The 272-nt window shown below is 55.5% G+C and carries 1 protein-coding gene; it reads left to right on the forward strand.

Going from position 1 to position 272, the window contains the following annotated elements; translation table 11 throughout:
- Positions 1–65 precede the first annotated feature (65 nt).
- A partial coding sequence (locus CVH10_RS26850; RefSeq protein WP_219924910.1) for a hypothetical protein occupies positions 66–272 on the forward strand: 207 nt, incomplete at its 3' end.

Here is a 272-nt window from a genome sequence, read left to right on the forward strand (position 1 = left end):
GCACGATGCACGGCTTGGCGGACTTCGGATATCGAAGCTCTTATACAAGCCACCGCGGGGGATCGATGACAAGATCCGTGCCGCGCGTCGTCTTGCTGAAGTCAATCGAGCTCGAACAACCGCTGGACATCAGAAGTCTCTACAACGCTTCTAGTAAAGGCCGTATTCCATGGCTCTCCCACATCTCCCCTGAAGGACGTTGTACGCGTTCATGGTGGGTCGACGTGCCGTGCATGCTTTCGTATTTTCGTGCGCGAGGCATCGAGCTTGAT

Source organism: Halomonas sp. ND22Bw, assembly GCF_003011945.1.
Lineage (GTDB): Bacteria > Pseudomonadota > Gammaproteobacteria > Pseudomonadales > Halomonadaceae > Halomonas > Halomonas halophila.